Origin of the sequence: Quadrisphaera sp. INWT6 (genome assembly GCF_015390235.1) — a bacterium.
Lineage (GTDB): Bacteria > Actinomycetota > Actinomycetes > Actinomycetales > Quadrisphaeraceae > Quadrisphaera.
The window spans coordinates 1055486-1072130 of sequence record NZ_VUOH01000001.1; the positions used below are offsets into that span (position 1 = coordinate 1055486).

11 protein-coding genes are annotated in these 16645 nt (G+C 74.6%); 6 read left to right on the forward strand and 5 right to left on the reverse strand.

The annotated features are described in order from the left end of the window. The first annotated feature begins 71 nt into the window (after nt 1-71). Complete coding sequence (locus tag F1641_RS04740) at nt 72-2915, forward strand: aconitate hydratase (protein ID WP_194903197.1); 2844 nt, start codon at nt 72-74, stop codon at nt 2913-2915. Nucleotides 2916-3310: 395 nt separating this feature from the next. Here F1641_RS04740 and F1641_RS04745 read toward each other — a convergent pair whose 3' ends face one another. The 4 genes from F1641_RS04745 to F1641_RS04760 are packed head-to-tail and all read right to left on the reverse strand — an operon-like array spanning nt 3311 to nt 7622. Then, nucleotides 3311-4210, reverse strand: coding sequence for a carbohydrate ABC transporter permease (locus tag F1641_RS04745; RefSeq protein WP_194903198.1), 900 nt, complete (start codon nt 4208-4210; stop codon nt 3311-3313). After that, nucleotides 4210-5271, reverse strand: coding sequence for a carbohydrate ABC transporter permease (locus tag F1641_RS04750; protein ID WP_206690473.1), 1062 nt, complete (start codon nt 5269-5271; stop codon nt 4210-4212). Before F1641_RS04750 ends, F1641_RS04745 begins: the two co-directional genes overlap by 1 nt. A gap of 3 nt (nt 5272-5274) precedes the next feature. Further along, nucleotides 5275-6528 carry an extracellular solute-binding protein gene (locus F1641_RS04755; RefSeq protein WP_194903199.1) on the reverse strand — a complete coding sequence of 418 codons (1254 nt, stop codon included), beginning with the start codon at nt 6526-6528 and terminating at the stop codon, nt 5275-5277. A gap of 44 nt (nt 6529-6572) precedes the next feature. Continuing rightward, entirely contained in the window at nt 6573-7622 is a 1050-nt protein-coding gene (locus tag F1641_RS04760) for a LacI family DNA-binding transcriptional regulator (RefSeq protein ID WP_194903200.1), read from the reverse strand. Nucleotides 7623-7731: 109 nt separating this feature from the next. On the opposite strand from F1641_RS04760, the gene F1641_RS04765 reads away from it, so the two are divergent. The 4 genes from F1641_RS04765 (at nt 7732) to F1641_RS04780 (ending at nt 13823) form a co-directional block, all read left to right on the forward strand. Next, nucleotides 7732-9873, forward strand: a complete 2142-nt coding sequence (locus tag F1641_RS04765) for a glycogen debranching N-terminal domain-containing protein (protein ID WP_194903201.1) — start codon at nt 7732-7734, stop codon at nt 9871-9873. A gap of 393 nt (nt 9874-10266) precedes the next feature. Next, nucleotides 10267-10635 carry a hypothetical protein gene (locus tag F1641_RS04770; protein ID WP_194903202.1) on the forward strand — a complete coding sequence of 123 codons (369 nt, stop codon included), beginning with the start codon at nt 10267-10269 and terminating at the stop codon, nt 10633-10635. 133 nt (nt 10636-10768) lie between these two features. After that, nucleotides 10769-12757 carry a 1-deoxy-D-xylulose-5-phosphate synthase gene (gene dxs / locus F1641_RS04775; protein ID WP_194903203.1) on the forward strand — a complete coding sequence of 663 codons (1989 nt, stop codon included), beginning with the start codon at nt 10769-10771 and terminating at the stop codon, nt 12755-12757. Nucleotides 12758-12776: 19 nt separating this feature from the next. Further along, nucleotides 12777-13823, forward strand: a complete 1047-nt coding sequence (locus tag F1641_RS04780) for a hypothetical protein (RefSeq protein WP_194903204.1) — start codon at nt 12777-12779, stop codon at nt 13821-13823. 21 nt (nt 13824-13844) lie between these two features. On the opposite strand, the gene F1641_RS04785 is transcribed toward F1641_RS04780, so the two are convergent. Next, a complete protein-coding gene (locus F1641_RS04785) occupies nt 13845-14801 on the reverse strand; it encodes a hypothetical protein (protein ID WP_194903205.1) in 957 nt (318 codons plus the stop codon). 231 nt (nt 14802-15032) lie between these two features. Between F1641_RS04785 and F1641_RS04790 the strand changes: the two genes are divergently transcribed. Then, a complete protein-coding gene (locus F1641_RS04790; RefSeq protein WP_194903206.1) occupies nt 15033-16577 on the forward strand; it encodes an amino acid permease in 1545 nt (514 codons plus the stop codon). The last annotated feature ends 68 nt before the right edge of the window (nt 16578-16645 follow it).

Sequence of the window (16645 nt, forward strand, 5' to 3'; positions counted from 1 at the left end):
ACGAACGAGTCGCTGGCGTGGGCGAGGATGGTCTGCGGTCACCGGAGATCGGGTCGAGCGGGAGGACGAGCATGAGCTCGGGAAGCACGAAGAGCACCAGCGTCGACAGCTTCAAAGCGCGGGGCGAGCTGCAGGTCGGCTCGAAGAGCTACGAGCTCTACCGCCTCTCCGCGGTGGAGGGGGCCGCTGACCTGCCCTTCTCCCTGAAGGTGCTGCTGGAGAACCTCCTGCGCACCGAGGACGGCGCGAACACCACCGCCGAGCACGTGCGCGCGCTCGCCGGGTGGGACCCGTCGTCCGAGCCGGACACCGAGATCCAGTTCACCCCCGCGCGCGTGGTGATGCAGGACTTCACCGGCGTCCCCTGCATCGTCGACCTCGCCACCATGCGCGAGGCCGTCGCGGAGCTCGGCGGCGACCCGTCCAAGGTGAACCCCCTGGCCCCCGCCGAGCTGGTCATCGACCACTCCGTCATCGTCGACGTGTTCGGCCGCCAGGACGCCTTCGAGCGCAACGTCGAGATCGAGTACGAGCGCAACGGCGAGCGATACCAGTTCCTGCGCTGGGGCCAGGGCGCGTTCGACGACTTCAAGGTCGTCCCCCCGGGCACCGGCATCGTCCACCAGGTCAACATCGAGCACCTGGCGCGCGTGGTCTACGACCGCGGCGGGGTCGTGTACCCCGACACCTGCGTCGGCACCGACTCCCACACCACGATGGTCAACGGCCTGGGCGTGCTCGGCTGGGGCGTCGGCGGCATCGAGGCCGAGGCCGCGATGCTCGGCCAGCCCGTCTCGATGCTCATCCCGCGCGTCGTGGGCTTCAAGCTCACCGGTGAGATCCCGGCCGGCGCCACGGCGACCGACGTCGTCCTCACCATCACCGAGCAGCTGCGCAAGCACGGCGTGGTCGGCAAGTTCGTCGAGTTCTACGGCGAGGGCGTCGGCGCGGTGCCGCTGGCCAACCGCGCCACGATCGGCAACATGAGCCCGGAGTTCGGCTCCACCTGCGCGATCTTCCCCGTCGACGACATCACCCTCGACTACCTGCGCCTCACCGGCCGCTCCGACGAGCAGGTCGCGCTCGTCGAGGCGTACTGCAAGGAGCAGGGCCTCTGGCACGACCCGTCGGCCGAGCCCCGCTTCTCCGAGCGCCTCGAGCTCGACCTGTCGACGGTGGTCCCCTCCATCGCCGGCCCGAAGCGCCCGCAGGACCGCATCGAGCTGTCCGCCTCGAAGGCCGCGTTCCGCAAGACGCTGCCGACGTACGTGGGTGACGAGCTCGACGCCGACCCGGTCGACGCCACCGCGGGGACCTCGCAGGACGAGGCCCTCGAGGAGACCTTCCCGGCCTCCGACGCGCCCACGGGCTCCGGCGGCAACGGCGCAGCGCCCGTCCACTCCGGCGGTGACCTGCCCACCCCCGACGGCCGCCCCTCCAAGAAGGTGTCCGTCAGCGTCGGCGGCGGGTCGAGCTTCGACCTCGACCACGGCCACGTGGTGATCGCCGCGATCACCTCCTGCACCAACACGTCCAACCCGTTCGTGATGGTCGGCGCGGGCCTGCTGGCGCGCAACGCCGTCGAGAAGGGCCTGTCGGTCCGCCCCTGGGTGAAGACCTCCATGGCGCCCGGCTCGAAGGTCGTCACCGAGTACTACGAGCGCGCCGGCCTGGTGCCGTACCTCGAGAAGCTCGGCTACCACCTGGTGGGCTACGGCTGCACGACCTGCATCGGCAACTCCGGCCCGCTGCCGGAGGAGATCTCCGCCGGCGTGCAGGAGGGCGGCCTCGCCGTCGCCGCGGTGCTCTCGGGCAACCGCAACTTCGAGGGCCGCATCAACCCCGACGTGCAGCTCAACTACCTGGCCTCCCCGCCGCTGGTGATCGCCTACGCGCTCGCCGGCACGATGGACTGGGACCCGGAGACCGACCCGATCGGCACCGGCTCCGACGGCCAGCAGGTCTTCCTGAAGGACATCTGGCCCTCCGCGGCCGAGGTGGCCGAGGTGGTGGGCACCTCCATCACCCAGGAGATGTTCGACCGCGGCTACGCCGACGTCTTCGCCGGTGACGAGCGCTGGCAGTCGCTGCCCACGCCCGACGGCGACGTCTTCAGCTGGGACGGCGAGTCGACCTACGTCCGCAAGCCCCCGTACTTCGAGGGCATGCAGACCGAGCCGTCGCCGGTCTCGGACATCTCCGGCGCGCGCGTGCTGGCCAAGCTGGGCGACTCGGTCACCACCGACCACATCAGCCCGGCCGGCTCCATCAAGGCCGACAGCCCCGCGGGCCGCTACCTCGCCGAGCACGGCGTGGACCGCAAGGACTTCAACTCCTACGGCTCCCGCCGCGGCAACCACGAGGTGATGATACGCGGCACGTTCGCGAACATCCGCCTGCGCAACCAGCTCCTCGACGACGTCGCCGGTGGCTTCACCCGCGACTTCACCGTCGAGGGCGCGCCGCAGGAGACCATCTACGACGCCGCGCAGCACTACGCCGCGGCCGGGACCCCGCTGGTCGTGCTCGGCGGCAAGGAGTACGGCTCCGGCTCCTCGCGCGACTGGGCGGCCAAGGGCACCACGCTGCTCGGCGTCAAGGCCGTCATCACCGAGAGCTTCGAGCGCATCCACCGCTCGAACCTCATCGGCATGGGCGTGCTGCCGCTGCAGTTCCCCGAGGGGCAGTCGGCCGACTCCCTGGGCCTGGACGGCACCGAGGTGTTCGACATCTCCGGCGTCACCGAGCTCAACTCCGGGACCACGCCCCGCACCCTCGCGGTGAAGGCCACCAAGGCGGACGGCTCCGTGGTGGAGTTCGACGCGCGCCTGCGCATCGACACCCCCGGTGAGGCCGACTACTACCGCAACGGCGGCATCCTGCAGTACGTCCTGCGGAGCCTCCTGAGCGCCTGACCAACGCTCCTGCACCAGCGCCAGGACCCCCAGGCCGCCTCCGGCCTGGGGGTCCTGGCGTTGCGGCGGGCCCGGACGTCGAGGTGGCGCACAGCTGCATGATCGTCGCTGGGGAGGGGCGGCCCTCGGTGACGATCACGCACCTGAGCGCCACGTGGACGCCCGCGGCGCACGTTGCTCGCAGTTCCGGCCCCATCGAGGGTGTCGATGGGGCCGGAACTGCATCGAAGGGGCGGGAGCTGCGGAGGGTCGTCCCCTCGTCGTGCTGCCCGTCGTGGAGGTGGCGCCAGGCCGCATGATCGTCGCCGAAGGGGGGGCCTCGGCGACCATCATGCGCCTGAGCGTCAGACCGGGGGGGCGCACTCCGCTCCCGGCGCCTGGCTGTAGCGGTAGGGCTACTCCTTCACGGCCCCCTCGGCGGTCGACATGATCTTCTTCTGGAAGACGAAGAAGAGCACCGCCACCGGGATGGTCATCAGCAGCGCCGCCGCCAGCTTGAGCGGGTACTGCGTCGCCTGCCCCTGCCCGCCCGAGGCCAGCTGCGCCACGAGCTTGGTCAGCGTGATGAGGTCGGGCGAGTTCGACGCCACGATGAAGTGGCTGAGCTCGTTCCACGACGCCTGGAAGCTGAGGATCGTGATCGTGATGACCGCGGGGCGGGCCATGGGCAGCACCACGGACCAGAAGGTGCGGAACGCGCCGGCCCCGTCGAGCTTCGCGGCCTCCTCCACGCTGGTGGGGATGCTCGTGAAGAAGTTCCGCATGATGAAGACGCCGGCGGCGTCGGCCATCAGCGGGATGATGAGACCGGCGTAGGAGTTGTAGATCCCCAGCTGGTTCAGCACCAGGAACTTGGGGATCAGCAGCACGACGGGCGGCACCGCGATGACGGCGAGGAAGACCGCCATCACCAGCGAGGCCCCGCGGAAGCGCAGGCGCGCCAGGGCGTACCCGGCCAGGCAGCTGAAGAAGACGCGCCCCGCCGTCACCGACAGGGCGACGACGACGCTGTTGGTCGCCGCCAGTCCGAACGGCAGGCCCTGGAAGAGCTGGGCGTACGCGTTGAGCGTCGGCGGCACCGGCACCAGGTCGAGCGGGTCGGCAGCCGCCTCCGCGTCGGTCTTGAAGGAGTTGGCCAGCTGGACCAGGAAGGGCAGCACGTAGACCAGTGCCAGCACCGACAGGACGGTGTACGAGGTCGCCGTCGTCCACCGGAACCGCCTGCCGGGGCGACGGGTCGGTTCCGGGGCGGGAGCGGCGGTGGCCGGTCGCTCGGCGGTGGTGGTGGTGCCCATCAGCGCTCCCTCAGGACGGCGCGCTGCACGAGGGTCAGCACGATGATGATCGCGAAGAGGATGAACGCGATGGCCGCGCCCTGACCCCACTGGCCGTTGGTGAACGACGCGGTGTAGCTCAGGTACGCCGGCGTGATCGTGGTCTTCGCCGGGCCTCCCTGCGTGCCGGTGTAGATCTGGTCGAAGACCTGCCAGGTGCCCACGAGGCCGAGGGTCAGCACCGTGAAGAGCGTCGGGCGCAGCATCGGCACCGTCACGAAGACGAACTTCTGCCAGGCGTTCGCGCCGTCCATCGTCGCGGCCTCGGAGACCTCGCCCGCGATGTTCTGCAGCGCTGCGAGGAACAGCAGCATGAAGGTCCCCGACGTCGTGAAGATCGCCAGGAGGACGAGGGCGCTCATCGCCACGCTCGGCCCGGCGAGCCACTCCCACCAGGAGACCCCGAGCAGCCCGTGGTCGGCCAGGACGGCGGGCGCGGAGTCGACGCCCACCACCCCCAGCAGCAGGTGCAGCACCCCGTCGGGGTCCGCGAACCAGTTGGGCCCGTTGATCCCGAGCCACGAGAGCACCTGGTTCACCGCACCCGACGCGCTGAAGAGGAACAGGAAGACGACCGTGATGGCGACCGAGCTGGTCACCGACGGGAAGTAGAACGCCGTGCGGAAGAAGCCGCGGCCGCGCAGCAGCTTGTCGTTGACGGCCGTGGCGAGCAGGAGCGCCACCACGGTCTGCGTCGGGACGACGAGCAGCACGTACCAGAGGTTGTTGCGCAGCGCTGTCCCGAGGTCCTGCGTGGGCAGGCCGCCCCCGGCCAGGAGGTCGCGGTAGTTGTCCAGCCCGACGACGGGCACGCCGGGCTCGAACGGGCTGCCGCGCCCGCGCCAGTCGGTGATCGACACCCACAGCGCCATGAGCACGGGCAGGGCGATGAACAGCAGCACGAGCGCGAGCGCGGGGGCGGTGAAGAGCCACCCGGCCCCGGCCTCGCGGCGGCGCGCCGATCCGGAGCGCCGCCGCGGGGTGGGGGGCGTGGCCGCGCTCGTGGTGGTGAGGGCGGCCACGGGTCAGCTGCCCGAGCTCTTCAGCGCGGCCTCGAGGTTGGTCTGGGTGCGCTGCAGGACCGCCTGCGGGTCGCCGGTCTCCAGCCCCTCGAGCTGGGAGTTCAGGTCGGTGATGACGTCGCTGACCCCCTCCTGGTTGGGGACGGCGGTCGCGTAGTCGGCCCCGGCGAGGAAGGCCGCCTGGGCGGGGAACTCCTGGGAGAACGGCTGGGCGGCGCTCTGCAGCGACGGCATGACGCCGAAGCCCTTGGCGAAGGCCAGCTGCTGGTCGGAGGAGGTGAGGCTCTCGACGAGCTCCACGGCCTCCTCCTTGTTCTGCGAGTCCGCCGCGACGCCCCAGCAGTTGGTGAACGTCAGCGTGCCCTTGCCGGCGGGGCCCGCGGGCAGCTCGACCACCTCGTACTCGACGTCCGGGTAGTCCGACGCCATGGCGCCGACCAGCCAGTTGCCCTCGATGGTCATGGCGGCCTTGCCGGTGCCGAAGGCCTCGCCGCCCCAGCCCGCGCCGAGGTCGGCGGCGAACGCGTAGGACCCGTCGGCCATGAGCGACTGCACGTACTGCAGCGCCTCGACGTTCTGCTGGCTGTCGGCGGTGGCCTCGCCGTCCGTGACGAGCCCGCCGCCGGCCTCGGCCATGAACGCCCCGAGGCGGGAGTACTCGGCCGACGTCGACAGACCGGTCACGCCGTTCGCCGTCAGCCTCTGCGCCACGGCCCTCAGCTGGTCCCACGTGGTGGGGACGTCGGCGTCGGTCAGGCCGGCCTGCGTCCACAGGTCGGTGTTGATGACGAGGGCGAGGGTGGAGAAGTCCTTCGGGGCGCAGTAGAGCTCACCGTCGCGGGTGAAGGCCTCGGTGAGCACCGGGTAGAAGTCGTCGGCGTTCGACAGCTGGTCGCCGTAGGGCTCCAGCGCACCGCTGGCGGCGTAGGAGTTGAACAGGTCGGCCGAGACGTAGAAGACGTCCGGCGGGGTCTTGGCGGCGAAGCCCTGGCTGAGCTCCTGGTTGAGGTCGGAGGCGGCGGTGACGGTCGCCGCCGTGCCCGACTCCGAGCTCCAGGCCTCCACGGCGTCGGTGACGGCCGTGGTCTCGGCCTGGCCCGAGGAGCCGATGAGCACCTGCAGCTGGCCGGTGCCCGCGCTGCCGCTGCCGCCGCCGGCGGCGGGCGCGTCGTCGAAGCCGCTGCCGCCGCAGGCGGACAGGAGCAGGGTCGCCGAGGCCAGCGAGGCGGCCACGGCCAGGGATCGGGTGCGGGACACAGGGGTCTCCTTCGTCGTCGAGGGGGATCAGGTCGGGCGGGTCGTCAGGTGGGGGAGCTGCGCACCACGAGCCGCGGCGCGAGCAGGTGCTGGCAGGTCTGCGGCGGGCCGGCGCCGGTCTCGACCTGCGCCACGAGCAGGTCGACGACCAGGTGCGCGGCCTCTGCCAGCGGCTGGGCGACGCTGCTCATCCCGATCGCGGCGGCGACGGGGGTGTCGTCGAAGCCGACGACGTCCAGGGCCGCGCGGTGGCGGGTCGCGGCGCCGCGGGCCCCGAGCGCGAGGGTGTCGCTGGCGCAGACCACCGACGACGGCGCGCCCGGCGCCTCCAGCGCCGCGGACACGGCCGAGGCGGCGGCCGCCGTCGACTCCGGCACGGCCAGCTCGCGGCGCTCGCGGGCGGGGACGCCGGCGGCGTCGAGGGCCTCGGCCCAGCCGCGGCGGCGGTCCTCGCCGGTGCCGGAGCCCGCCGGCCAGCCGAGGAAGGCAGGCGCCCGGTGCCCGCTGGCCAGCAGGTGCTCGGTGGCGGCGCGCGTGCCGGCGGCGCCGTCGACGTCGACCCAGCAGTGGGCGGGCTGGTCACCCGCGCCCTCCGCGGCGCCCTCCTCCGGCCACGGGCGGCCGAAGGTGGCGAAGGGCACGCCGCGCCGGCTGAGCCACGACGTGCGCTGGTCACCGGCGTGCGTGCTGGTGAGCACGAAGCCGTCGACCTGCGTCGTGGTGAGCAGCTCGTCGTAGCCGGCGACCTCGCCCGCGTCGTCGTCGGCGGTGAAGAGCACCACGCGGTGGTCGCGGGCCTGGGCCTCGTCGACCAGGGCGTGCAGGAACCTGTCGAGCACCGAGCCGCTGATGCCGCCGCCCCAGTGCTCCAGGCGCAGCCCGAGGGTGCGGGAGCGGCGCGTGCGCAGCTGGCGGGCGGCCAGCGAGGGCCGGTAGCCGAGCTCCTCGATCGTCGCGAGGACCCGCTCGAGGGTGTCGGGGGCCACCTTGTCGGGGGCGTGGAGCGCGTTGCTGACCGTCTGGCGGGACACGCCGGCGGCCTCCGCGACGCTCACGAGGGTCGCCCGCCCGGGGGTGCTGCCTGCTGCGTCCACCGCTGCCTCCTCTCGCCGTCGAGGGCCGCTCACCCGGTTTGATCGTTCAAACCGGTGGTCGGTACTGTCGTTGCCGTTGATCTCGCTGTCAAACCGAGGGAGTCCACCGGTGCACTCCAGCCCCGCACCCCACCCGTCGCCCCGCCTGCTGCAGCCCTGGCTGCACGACCTCGTCGCGGCCCTCGCGCCGCCGGTGCAGCTGTGGTGCGGCCCCGAGGGACGGGTCGAGGGGCGGGTGGGGGCTCCGCTGGGCGCCCAGGGCCTGTGGTGCGGTGACGTGCGCGTGCTGTCCCGGCTGGTCGCGACGGTCGGCGGCGAGGCGACCGCGCCGGTGCTGGCGGCCCCCGACGGCGCAGACGGCCAGCTCGTCGTCTCCGTCGCCCGCCAGCTCGGCGACGACGCCCCCGACCCCACGGTCCGCCTCGAGCAGCGCCGCCGCGTCAGCGCGCAGGGGCTGGTCGAGGAGCTGGTGCTCGTCTCGGCCGCGCACGCGCCGGTGGTGACCGAGGTGGCCGTGCACCTCGCCGCCGACCTGCTCGCCATGGACGCGGTGAAGTCCGGCCGCACCGGCGACCCCGTCGCCCCGTCGGTCGACGGGGGCGACGGCGCCTCGGCGCTCTGGGAGCGCGACGGCGTGCGCGCCGCCGTCTCCGCCCCCGGGGCGGCGGTCGTGGCCTCGCAGGACGGGCTGGTCCTCACCTGGCGGGTCGAGCTGGCCCCCGGCCAGCGCTGGACGGGCTCGTGGTCGGTGGAGGCGTCGGACGCGTCCGCCGTCGTCAGCGGCGCCCCGCCCGCCGGGTGGGTCGAGCAGGTGGCCGTCACCGGCGGCGACCAGCGCCTGGCCCGCTGGGTGGAGCGCTCCCTGGCCGACCTCGAGGCCCTGCGCATGCGCCCCGCCGACAGCGACGACGTCTTCCTCGCCGCGGGCGCCCCCTGGTACTTCACCCTCTTCGGCCGCGACTCCCTGTGGGCGGCCCGGCTGCTGCTGCCGCTGGGCACCGACCTAGCCGCGTCCACGCTGCGGGTGCTGGCGGCCCGCCAGGGCGTCCGCGACGACCCGGCCACCGGCGAGGAGCCCGGCAAGGTGCTCCACGAGCTGCGCCGCGCCGCCAGCACCGCCGAGCAGGCCGGCGGCACCGCCTTCCTCCCGCCGGTCTACTACGGCACCGTCGACGCGACGCCCCTGTGGGTCTGCCTGCTGCACGACGCCTGGCGCTGGGGCCTGCCGCTGGACGACGTCGCGCCGCTGGCCGACCACCTCGAGGCCGCCCTGGAGTGGTGCGCCCGCGCCGCCGAGCGCGGCGGGGGCTTCCTGCGCTACGCCGGGGCCGGTGAGGGCACCGGGCTGTCCAACCAGGGCTGGAAGGACTCCGGCGACGCCGTCCAGTGGTCCGACGGGCGGCTCGCGCAGGGGCCCATCGCCCTGTGCGAGGTGCAGGGCTACGCCCACGAGGCGGCCCTCGGGGGAGCGGCGCTGCTCGACGCGCTGGGTCGCCCGGGCGGTGACCGGTGGCGGGCCTGGGCCGCTGACCTCGCCGCGCGCTTCCGCGAGCACTTCTGGGTGCACCCCGCCGGAGGGGCCGCCGGCCCGGGGCCGCACGTCGCGATCGCGCTCGACGCGGCCGGCGACGCCGTCGACTCCGTGACCTCCAACCCGGGCCACCTGCTCGGCACCGGGATCCTCTCGCCGGCGGAGTCCGCGCTCGTCGCGGCCCGGCTGGTGCAGCCCGACCTCGCCGAGGGCCGGGGGCTGCGGACGATGTCGTCGCTGGCGGCGGGCTTCTCGCCGCTGAGCTACCACGGCGGCTCGGTGTGGACCCACGACACCGTGATCGTCGTCGCCGGCGCCGCCCGCGACGGGCACGACGACGTCGTCGCCGTGCTCGGGGAGGGCCTGCTGCAGGCGGCCGAGGCGTTCGGCTACCGGGTGCCCGAGCTGCACGGGGGCGAGCCGCGCACCGGTCCGGGGAGCGTCCCGGTGCCGGTGCCCTACCCGGCGTCGTGCCGACCCCAGGCCTGGTCGGCGGCGTCGTCGGTGGCGCTGCTGGGGGCGGTCCTGGGCCTGCGGCCCGACGTCCCCGGGGGACGGCTATCGGTGCACCCGACCGCGGTGCCGTTGGTGCCGTCGGTGCCGTCGGTGAGGGGCCTGCGCGTGGCCGGGTCGCCGCTGGACGTGGTCGCCGGTGCGGACGGCGCCGTCGAGGTGTCGGGACCGGCGCTGGACGCCCTGGCGGTCGACGCCCCCGTGTGACCGTCCCGTGCGACGCCGCAGGTGGCGCTCAGGTGCGTGATCGTCACTGGAGGGGGGCCTCCCGGGGTGGCGCTCAGGTGCGTGATCGTCGCTGGTGGGGGCGTCCCGGGGTGGCGCCCAGGTGCGTGATCGTCGCGGAGGGGGCGTCCCGGGGTGGCGCCCAGGTGCGTGATCGTCGCTGGTGGGGGCCTTCCCGGCGACGATCATGCAGCTGAGCGCCAGGTGGGTTCGCGTGCAGCTCCGGCCCCGTCGGGGGAGCTGATGGAGCCGGAGCTGCGGGCGAGGGTGCGGACCGCGGCGGTGGGGGTCGCCGGTGGCGCTGCCGCGGCGGACCTGGTGTGATGCGTCCGTGGTCGAACACCTGTCTGAACTCGTGGCGTGCGGGGACGGCGCGTGAGCGCGCACGTCCCGCCCGGCTGGCCCGCGGCGGTGCATCCCCCGGGCACCGAGGGGTTCGAGAGGACGGCGAGCGCGTGGCTGCTCGACCTGAGCCCGCCGGAGTACCGCGCCCACGAGGTGCTGGTGCGCCACCCCCTGCTCCTCGCGGTGCTGGCCGGCCACCACGTCGCGGCGCAGGTGCAGGGCCAGCGCCGGGCGGTGGCCACCCTGCGCACCGACCTCGGAGGCGCGGTGGGTCCGGGGGTGCTCGACCGCGCCCTCGACGCCCTCGACGCCGAGCAGGCCAGGCTCATGGCCGCGGTGCGCGGGGTGGCCCTGGTCGAGGAGTCGCTGCGGGGGGTCCGCCACCGCCCCCGCCTGTGAAGGTCCTGTGGAGGAGGGGTGCAGGAGCCCGGCCGTCGGCGGGCCCCATCCGCAGGGCCTCCTAGACTCGAACACCGGGCGGTCGCGGCGAGCGCGGCCGCCGAGGATCGTCCAGCACCGAGGGGGGCAGCCGGTGGGCCTGCTGTCGCAGATCACCAGCCCGCGCGACCTGCGCGGTCTCAGCCTCGCCGAGGTCGGCGAGCTGGCCGACGAGGTCCGCGCCTTCCTGGTGCGCGAGGTCAGCCGCACCGGGGGCCACCTGGGGCCGAACCTGGGGGTCGTCGAGCTGACGCTGGCGATCCACCGCACCTTCGACTCCCCGCACGACGCCGTCGTCTTCGACACCGGCCACCAGTCGTACGTGCACAAGCTGCTGACGGGCCGGCAGGACTTCTCCCACCTGCGCCAGCGCGGCGGGCTCGCCGGCTACCCCAGCCGCGAGGAGTCCGCGCACGACGTCGTCGAGAACTCCCACGCCTCCACCTCCCTGTCCTGGGCCCACGGCATCGCCCGCGGCTTCGCCCAGCAGGGGCAGACCGACCGCCACGTCGTCGCCGTCGTCGGTGACGGCGCCCTCACCGGCGGCATGGCCTGGGAGGCCCTGAACAACATCGCGGCCGACGTCGACCGGCGGCTCGTCGTCGTCGTCAACGACAACGGCCGCTCCTACGCCCCGACCATCGGCGGCATGGCCCACCACCTGGCCACCCTGCGCACCACCCGCGGGTACGAGCGCTTCCTGGAGTGGGGCAAGAGCACGCTGACGCGCGGCGGCGCCCCGGGCCGCATGGCCTACGACACCCTCCACGGCATGAAGAAGGGGCTGAAGGACTTCGTGGCCCCGCAGGGCCTCTTCGAGGACCTCGGCCTGAAGTACGTCGGCCCCGTCGACGGGCACGACGTCGACGCCCTCGAGCACGCGCTGCGCCGCGCCAAGGCGTACGGCGGCCCGGTGATCGTCCACGCGCTGACCCGCAAGGGCAACGGCTTCTCGGCCGCCGAGGCCCACGAGGACGACAGGTTCCACGCCGTCGGCGTCATCGACCCCGACACCGGCGCGTCGCTCGCGCCGGCCGCCACCGGCCCGACGTGGACCAAGGTCTTCGCCGAGGAGATGGTCCAGGTGGGGCGCCGCCGCCCCGACGTCGTCGGCATCACCGCCGCGATGCTCATCCCGGTCGGCCTGCACCGCTTCGCCGCGGAGCACCCCGACCGCGTCATCGACGTCGGCATCGCCGAGCAGCACGCCGCGACCGCCGCCGCGGGCCTGGCCTTCACCGGCCTGCACCCCGTGGTCGCGGTGTACTCGACGTTCCTCAACCGCGCCTTCGACCAGGTGCTCCTCGACGTCGCGCTGCACCGCGCCGGCGTCACCTTCGTGCTCGACCGGGCCGGCATCACCGGAGACGACGGGCCGAGCCACCACGGCATCTGGGACATGAGCCTGCTGGCCCCCGTGCCCGGCCTGCGCCTGGCCGCCCCGCGCGACGCCGAGACGCTGCGCGAGGAGCTCGCCGAGGCCCTCGACGTCGACGACGCCCCCACCGTGGTCCGGTTCTCCAAGGGCGCCGCCCCGGAGCGGATCCCGGCGCTGGAGCGCCTCGGGGGGCCCCACGGCGTCGACGTGCTGGCCCGCACGGGCGAGGTCGCTCCCGCAGGGGCCGACGGCGCCCGCCGGCCCGCGCGCGACGTGCTCGTCGTGGCCGTCGGGGCCTTCGCCCCGCTGGCGCTCGACGTGGCCGACCGGCTCGCGGCGCACGGCATCAGCGCGACCGTCGTCGACCCGCGCTGGGTGCTCCCCGTGCCCGCCGCCGTCGTCGACCTCGCCCGCGACCACCGCCTGGTGCTCACCGTCGAGGACGGCGTGCGGACCGGCGGCGTCGGCTCCTGCACCACGCAGGCCCTCGCCGACGCCGGCGTGGAGGTCCCGGTCAGCGTCGTCGGGGTGCCGGTGCGGTTCTGGGAGCACGGCAGCCGCGCCCAGGTGCTGGCCGCCGCCGGACTGACGGCGCAGGACATCGCCCGCGGCGTCGCCGAGCGCGTCGCCGGCCTGCCGCCGGTCGACCGGGCGGGCGAGCAGACGGGCGAGCGCTCCGGCGCGCCCCTGGCCGAGCGGAGCTGACCCGCGCCACCCTGTCGGGGTGGACGACGAGACGGTGGTCAGGGTCACCCGCGGGGAGCTGGAGCGCGCCGCGGAGCAGGCGGGCGTGCCGCAGGCGGCCCCCGCCCTCTGGGCGGCGCTCGTGCATCAGGCCGATGTGCGGCCCGCCCCCGGCGACCTCCCGGCACACCGCTTCCGGCGCACCGACGAGCCGCCGGCCGGCCGCCGCTCCCGGGCCGCGGAGGTGGCCGTCTACACCGGTGGCGTGATCGCCCTGCTGGCGATGACGGTGTTCGCCGGCAGCGGCTGGGCCGCGTACGGCGCGGGGGCCGGCCTCGCCATCGTCACCACCTACCTGCTGGTCTTCGTGCTCCTCGCCGAGCTGCTGCGCCGCCGGCACCCCCAGCCGGCGGGCGTCGTGGCGGCCGTCGCCGTGGCGACGGTGCCGCTGGTGGTCTACGCCGCCCACGCCGCCTCCGGGCTGCTCGACCTCCCGCCGTACGCCGACTACGACGCCTTCGACGACTGGGGGACCTCCGCGTGGATGGCGATGGAGGTCTCGGCCCTCGTCGCGGCGGTCGCCGCCTGGCTGCGGCACCGCGCGAGCTTCCTGCTCGCCCCCGGCACCGTCGCGCTCAGCTGGCTGGTGCTCGACCTGGGGGACGCGACCGACTCCGACCTGGGGCGCCAGGTGGCCGCCTGGCTGCTGGCGGCGGGCCTGTTCGCGGGGGCCCTGCTGCTGGACCGCCGCGGCATGCGGCGCGAGGGCTTCTGGCCGCACCTCGGGGCGGTCCTCGTCGCCGGCCTGGCCGTCCTGCTGTCGCTGGAGGACGTCGGCACCAGCGGCACCCCGGTCGCGGTCGCGTACCTGGTGCTGGGTGCGGCGGCCATCGCCGCTGGCGTCTGGCTCGACCGCAGGGTGCACCTCGCCGTCGGGGGGCTGTACCTCGTGGGCGGGCTGTCGTACTTCGCGTTCGACGTCTTCGGCGACTCGCTGTTCTTCGCGCCCGCCCTCGCCCTGATCGGGCTGGCCGTGGTGGCGGGCGGCGTCCTGCTGGCGCGGGGCCGGCGCCGCCCGCTCCGCTGACGGTCGGCCGTCCCGCTGCCGTCAGCGCAGCCAGTGCGGCGCGAGGACGACCTCCTCGGCGGTGACCAGGGCCGGGCGCTGCAGCCCGCGGCGGTCGGCGTCGGTCGCCGACCAGGCGGCGGCCACGAAGGTGGAGTCCGTGCGGGCCAGGTCGGTCCACCCCCTGGCCCGGGTGGGCACCGCCACGGCGCGCAGGCCGGTGCCGTCGGCGCGGGCCAGCCAGCGGCGCAGCGGGGCGCTGGCCAGCAGCGTCACGGCGTCGCAGCCGCCGGCCGGGTCGATGACCGTCAGCTCCGGGCCGGGACCGTCGAGCACCGCGTCGCCCTCCTCGCCCCCGGCGCCGCGAGCGGCGCCGTCGCGCTCCAGCCGGGTCTGCAGCGCTCGCTCGACCCGCCGGGAGGCGAGCAGGCCCATCGCGTCGAGGTGCAGCCGGGCCGCCCCCCACGCGGCGCCGGTGTCGGGCGGCTGCTGCCCGCGCTCCGCGGCGGCGGCGGCCACGGCCTCCACCACGTCGGGCCACAGCGGCGCCGCGCCCGCCTCTCCGGGCACGCCGACGACGCCGAGGCCGACGTCCAGCACCCCGCCGGGGACCCGCTCGCGGACCCACCCGCTCCCGGGGTGCAGCGCGTGTCCGCGGCCCAGCGCCAGCGGCCGCAGCTCGGCCGTGCGCAGGTGCTCGGCGCTGGTGTGGGCGTGGCAGCGCAGCCAGCTGCGCAGGCGCACCCGCAGCTCGGGGTCGCCCGCGCGGCGGTCGCCGACCACGAGGGCGGCGCGGCGGGCCGAGAGCTCGCGGGGGCCGTCGGGGGTGAGCAGGCTGAGGCCGGTCTCGGTGGGCACCAGGTCGACCTCGTCGAGGACGCAGACCTCCAGCAGGGCCCGGCGGAGCTCGAGGCGCCACGCGGGTGGGGACTCCTGGGCGGACTCCTGGGCCGGCTCCTCGGGGGCAGCCCCGGGACGGGTCGCCGCGTCGTCGAGCATGACAGGACCGTAACCAGAGACTCACCGAGCGTCGCGGGGGTGGTCCTCCGCGAGGGGATGGAGGGGGACGAGGCGGACACCTCGGGTGACCCTGCGTCACGCCCGCACCGCGCCCACCCCGCGCCTGCGCCGCACCGCTGCCGGCCAGGGGCGGGGCCGTGATCGGATCGTGACGGGTCGCAGCCCGCCCCGGCTGGCGTCCGCCGAGCGGGAGGACGAGGATCCGCCCCCGTGGACCTGTGGCGCACCAAGTCGGTCGAGGCGTCGATCGCCGACACCGAAGAACCCGAGCACTCCCTGAAGAAGGGCCTCGGCGCCCTCGACCTCGTGGTCTTCGGGGTCGGCGTCAGCGTCGGGGCGGGCATCTTCGTGCTGACAGGCCAGGCGGCGGCGTCCAACGCCGGGCCGGCGGTGGCGCTGTCCTTCGTCATCGCCGCGGTCGCCTGCGCGCTCGCGGCGGTCTGCTACGCCGAGTTCGCCAGCACCGTCCCGGTCGCGGGCAGCGCGTACACGTTCTCCTTCGCCACCCTCGGCGAGCTGGTCGCGTGGACCATCGGGTGGGACCTCGTCCTCGAGTTCGTGGTCGGTGCGGCGGCGGTGTCGACGTCGTTCTCGGCCTACCTGCAGGTGGTGCTCGGCCAGGTCGGCATCACCCTTCCGACGGCGATCACCACGGCCGGCGACAGCTTCACCGACCTGAGCGACGGCGTGCTCAACCTCCCCGCGGCCCTGCTCGTGCTCGGGCTGACCGTCGTCATCGCCACCGGCATCAAGCTCTCCAGCCGCCTCAACCAGGTGCTCACCGCGATCAAGGTCGGGGTGGTGCTGCTCGTCATCGTGGTCGGCGCCTTCTACGTCTCCACCGCCAACTGGTCGCCCTTCGTGCCCCCCTCGCAGGGCGCCGGCGCGGGTGGTCCGGGCGCCGAGGAGAGCACCCTCACCGCACCGCTGGTGCAGACGCTCTTCGGCCTGGAGCCCTCCGTCTTCGGCGTCGGCGGCGTGGTCGCCGCCGCGGCCCTGGTCTTCTTCGCCTTCATCGGCTTCGACGTGGTCGCCACCACCGCCGAGGAGACCCGCCGCCCCCAGCGCGACGTGCCGATCGGCATCCTGGGCTCGCTCGCCGTCGTCACCGTGCTGTACGTGGCGGTGTCGCTGATCATCACGGGGGTCCGGCCGTACACCGAGATCGACCCCGAGGACGGCGCGCCGCTGGCCACCGCCTTCACCGCCATCGGCGTGGGGTGGATGGGCTCGGTCGTCGCCGTCGGCGCCTGCCTCGGCCTCATCGCCGTCACGATGATCCTCATCATCGGCCAGACCCGCGTGGCCTTCGCGATGGCGCGCGACGGGCTGCTCCCGCGCTCGCTGGCCCGCACCGACCCCCGCACGGGCACCCCGGTGCGCATCACGGTCATCACCGGGACGGTCATCGCGGTGCTGGCGGCGTTCGTGCCGCTGTCCGAGCTGAGCCTGCTGGTGAACATCGGCACCCTGTTCGCCTTCATCCTCGTGTCCGTCGGCGTCGTGGTGCTGCGCCGCACCCGGCCCGACCTCCAGCGCTCCTTCCGGGTGCCGCTCGTGGGCGTCGTCGCCTCGCTGTCGGTGCTGGCGTGCCTGTACCTGATGCTCAACCTGAGCCTGGAGACCTGGATCCGGTTCCTGGTCTGGATGGCGCTCGGCTACGTCGTGTACTTCGTCTACGCCCGCAAGCACAGCGTCCTCGCGGGCCACCCCGAGCGCACCGGCCGCCCGGACGCCTCCGCCCGCCGGTCGTGACGGCGGCGCCGTCCCCCGTGCGAGGCGGATCGCCCGCACCCCCTGGGCGGACGGCGCCGGGGGAGAGC

What these genes read in the sequence shown, in the direction of transcription:
- F1641_RS04740 (WP_194903197.1), top strand. Translation starts at nt 72, where the DNA reads ATGAGCTCGGGAAGCACGAAGAGCACCAGCGTCGACAGCTTCAAAGCG.
- F1641_RS04745 (WP_194903198.1), bottom strand. Translation starts at nt 4,210, where the DNA reads ATGGGCACCACCACCACCGCCGAGCGACCGGCCACCGCCGCTCCCGCC.
- F1641_RS04785 (WP_194903205.1), bottom strand. Translation starts at nt 14,801, where the DNA reads ATGCTCGACGACGCGGCGACCCGTCCCGGGGCTGCCCCCGAGGAGCCG.